Source organism: Flavisericum labens (genome assembly GCF_045446075.1).
GTDB lineage: Bacteria > Bacteroidota > Bacteroidia > Flavobacteriales > Flavobacteriaceae > Flavisericum > Flavisericum labens.
In genome coordinates, this window is record NZ_JBJJBQ010000025.1 from 1 (window position 1) to 3,751 (window position 3,751).

The window sequence follows — 3,751 nt, forward strand, 5'->3', positions numbered from 1 at the left end:
TTATGTGGTACTTCAGCAATATGCAGCTTAAAAAATAAAACTAAATTTTATTAGGATTTGATCTTGGAATACGTATATGGTTTGTTGCGTGGTTTTAGCACATAATTTAGCAAATACAAACCGAATAGAAAATCCGCGAGGATTTTCGTAAGTAGGCTAGAACTAGCAATAAATTATATACGGTGTTACCCAACGTTTTTTATCATTTCGTTTATTCTATTTTCCGCTTCTGTTTTTAAAATTCCGTCGTAATAATCTCGAACAAATGGATGGTCAAAATCTTCGTGAGGAAAAATTTCAGGTCTGTCATTTCCACTTTTTGTCATTACGTCGCAAGGAATTGAAGATGTATCTCCATATTCAGGAACATTGCTACATAACCAACCAAAATATCCAGTTTCGTGATTCGGATTATTGTAATTTTCTTTATAGTCTAAATAACTTTTTTCGCTTAATGATACCCAAAGTCCGTATTCTAAAGTTTCGCAAGCGTCTTTTACTTTTTGAGTAAGTGTTACTCTTATAAAACGGTCAATTTGGTCTTCGTAATGAATTTCGCAAAAGTCCGATTCTAATTTTCCAAGTTCAGTTTTTTCTTTATCGGATAGAAAGTCGTAATTCGCAGGCGATTTAAACGCTAAAGCAGGCCATTCCGAATGGACTTTCCCACATTCAGAACATTTAAATTCCGTTGATTTATTTTTTTTCTTTTTCCAAAACATTTATTCACTCGGTATTGTTACAAAACCTGTCCAAATCATAATAATATAAATCAAACACATTATTGATGCTCCTTTAAAAAATAGATTGAAAAATTTAAAAATGATTGGTGCTTTTTCAACTAATCCTGTGTTATTTCTGATGTGAAAATCTTTTAGTTTTCCGGTAATTATTGGTCCGATTATTCTAAAAAAGAAAAATCCGAAAACAAAAAATAATGAAAGTCCAATTTTAAATTTCAATTTCTACGGTTTTTTGTTCAAATGTTGGGTAACGGTTTTGTATAAGATGAGTGGCGTGTTTAAGCACCTAATTTAGCAAATAAAAACCGAATAGAAAATCCGCGAGGATTTTCGTAAGTAGGCGAGGACTAGCCATTAATTTTATACGGTGTTGTAACACGTTTTTATTCCGATTTCAACTTATGATTCCGTATATTTTAGTTTGTACAAATCTAATTGCTTTTTGTAATAATTAAATTGTCTAGCAGAGAAACCTAAACAGAAAACTAATGGTGTTAATAGACTTAATTTGGGTAATTCTAAAGTTCCAAAATCGATATTTGTTATATCCCAATTATTGGCTCTTAAATAAAAAAGATAAAAAACAGTAATCCCTAAAAAAATCAGTACTAGAGATATAAGAATTCTTAATTCCCATTTTTCCAATTCCTTTTTATAGAATTTGATGTTCTTTTTTATTTCACTTTTTTTAGCCATTCAGTTATATTATCTCCATACAAAGATAAGTTTCAACTGTTTGAAATTCAGGTGTTTTGGTTAAGAGTTATTAACGTCATTTTAGAATATGTATTTATATTTTAGTATGAACATTCGTAAAGTACCTTAAAATATGTATTTTTGTTTTTTAAATATGAATATGACATTTATATTCTAAATATTGTTAATAACTTCTAATTATGAAATTGTATATAGTTAAAGGAATTGAAATTGAAAGAAAGAAGTCAAACAGTACGAGTAAAAAAATAAATAGTTTTATAGGTTTTTATACAAACCTAAAAGAAGTATATAGTCAATTTGAACGTAAAACAGTGAAGTCGTATTCATCTATTGCGAATAAAATTAACGAAACCAACTATTACATTACTTATGATTCAAAATTCTTAATTGATGAAAAAATGATGAAGTTTCAACAAATAAGAATTGAAAGAGTTCAGACAAACGAAGTTTACAATAAATCTAAATATGTAAATCTAAATCCGTTGATTGCTCAAGAATTCAGCGACTTCAAGTTTTAATATCGGATTTTTAGGTTCCGCTCAAATGTGTTACAACGGTTTGCATATGGCTTGTGGTGGTTTCGAAGCACTTTTCTGTCCCCCGAAACCAAAGCTGGCTACGAAGCGAGAACCTTGCTGGCAGCCGTTCACCCGCCATAAGCTATATGCGTTGTTAGCCATTGTTTTTTTTATTCAAATTCAATGTTCCAATTATTTCTTAGTGCCTCAAGTTTTGGAACAATACAAGATTTTTCTGGGTTTTCTGTCGACACAAAAATTGGAATTAAGTCACCTTTCTGTTTATTTCCTAAGACTGAAAAGTCAGTTGTCATTGACTCTCCCATGGTTTTCCGACCATTGATTACGTATTCATAATGCACAATAACACCTTGGCCAATGTTTGAAATTGGAAGACCTGATTTCGGAATCATTGAAACGATTTTACCTTGTTCCAATTCTCCATTTTTGTAAAGCCTTATTTCTTTACGAAGATGGAATAAGGAATAAATTAGAAATGGAAGTCCAATAATCAAAAACGGAATTGGAATGAATAAAATGAATCCTATTCCAAATTCATAGGGTTTAAGTCCTTCAATTATACTGCTTCCTTCAAATTCTTTGATTTCTATGTCGTCACCAATTTCAAGGTTGTTGATTTTCCTTTCTTCTAAAACTCGATACTTGGAATTTATTATTTGTCCATCGTCTTGGTAAGTGTAATGAATGATTGTCGGATGAACCCCATTAATTGTAATGTTATATTGAGTTTCTAAGTCAGTTATTTTCGCTGTCTTGCCTTCTCCTTTTGAGTTTACTAGGTCAAAGTCAACTGATGGGGTCTCATTTCCTAACGTTGAGAAAACAACTGTCAAAACAATAACTAAGAAAACTGGGATTAATGTAAAAAGAAAGCCAATCAACATTGGTATAGGTCTCTTTTTTAGAGTATTAAAAATCGTAGAGAATTTTACTCTTCTAGGTGTTTTGTTCATTTAATGTTGTCGTTTTTTTTAATAATGGCTAACGGTTTCGTGTAAGAATCCGTTGCGTGAATTTATAGAAAAGATAACAAAAAATACAGAAATAATGGAAGTAAATAAATATTCAGAAGTAAATAAAAAAAGCAATGGTTTTTACACATTGTTGGCAAACGTTTTTAATTATTTGAATCGGAACGATAAGAAGTGGATAATGTATCTTTTTTGGTTGATTGTTCTTGTTTTTCAAGTAGTAACCTATACTCAGTCAAAGAATCTTTATAATTCTTGTTGTCAGAAGTCAGTGATTCAACCCGTGATTTTAAAGTCCGATTTTCAAAAAATTGATAAACACTAAATAAGAAAACAATGAAAGCTAATAAAAATCCGACCCAATTTTGGTTGTACCATATTTCAGATTTAGGAGGTTTATTGATGTGTTTTAAGTATTTTACATGTCCGTTTTTGTCTTTTGCAGCCAACCCCTTTTTTCTTAATCTACAACTACCATTAGGCAGCCATTCAAAATATTCATGGAACTCTGAAAATTCTTTTAATTCTCTTCTAAGCTCTTGGAAAAATTCTCTTTCCTCTGGTGTATCATATTTGAAATACTTAGGAATTAGGATTTGTCCTATTGAAAAAAAACTATCCTTTTTATCAGCTAATAAAATTATGTCGAAATACTTAATTATTATTTTTTTATCCATGCGTTTGAGTGAGTTCAAATGTTTGCCAACATGTGTATAAACACACTGGTGTGTTTATTTTTATTATATATACACCCAAATATACATAAATACTTACAGGTCTA

6 protein-coding genes are annotated in these 3,751 nt (G+C 30.3%); 1 reads left to right on the forward strand and 5 read right to left on the reverse strand.

The genetic code is table 11. From position 1 onward, the window contains the following. Nucleotides 1-185 precede the first annotated feature (185 nt). The 3 genes from ACIEHO_RS16400 to ACIEHO_RS16410 all read right to left on the reverse strand — a co-directional run bounded on the left by ACIEHO_RS16400 (nucleotide 186) and on the right by ACIEHO_RS16410 (nucleotide 1,439). A complete protein-coding gene (locus tag ACIEHO_RS16400) occupies nucleotides 186-722 on the reverse strand; it encodes a DUF2199 domain-containing protein (RefSeq protein ID WP_406973720.1) in 537 nt (178 codons plus the stop codon). Then, nucleotides 723-962, reverse strand: a complete 240-nt coding sequence (locus ACIEHO_RS16405; protein ID WP_406973722.1) for a hypothetical protein — start codon at nucleotides 960-962, stop codon at nucleotides 723-725. 180 nt (nucleotides 963-1,142) lie between these two features. After that, entirely contained in the window at nucleotides 1,143-1,439 is a 297-nt protein-coding gene (locus ACIEHO_RS16410; RefSeq protein WP_406973724.1) for a hypothetical protein, read from the reverse strand. Nucleotides 1,440-1,639: 200 nt separating this feature from the next. On the opposite strand from ACIEHO_RS16410, the gene ACIEHO_RS16415 reads away from it, so the two are divergent. After that, nucleotides 1,640-1,978: a hypothetical protein gene (locus ACIEHO_RS16415; protein ID WP_405567707.1), complete on the forward strand. Its 339-nt coding sequence runs from the start codon at nucleotides 1,640-1,642 to the stop codon at nucleotides 1,976-1,978. Nucleotides 1,979-2,148: 170 nt separating this feature from the next. Here the strand turns inward: ACIEHO_RS16415 and ACIEHO_RS16420 are convergent, their stop codons facing one another. Then, nucleotides 2,149-2,952: a hypothetical protein gene (locus tag ACIEHO_RS16420; RefSeq protein WP_406973726.1), complete on the reverse strand. Its 804-nt coding sequence runs from the start codon at nucleotides 2,950-2,952 to the stop codon at nucleotides 2,149-2,151. A gap of 164 nt (nucleotides 2,953-3,116) precedes the next feature. Next, nucleotides 3,117-3,647, reverse strand: coding sequence for a hypothetical protein (locus ACIEHO_RS16425; protein WP_406973728.1), 531 nt, complete (start codon nucleotides 3,645-3,647; stop codon nucleotides 3,117-3,119). Nucleotides 3,648-3,751 lie beyond the last annotated feature (104 nt).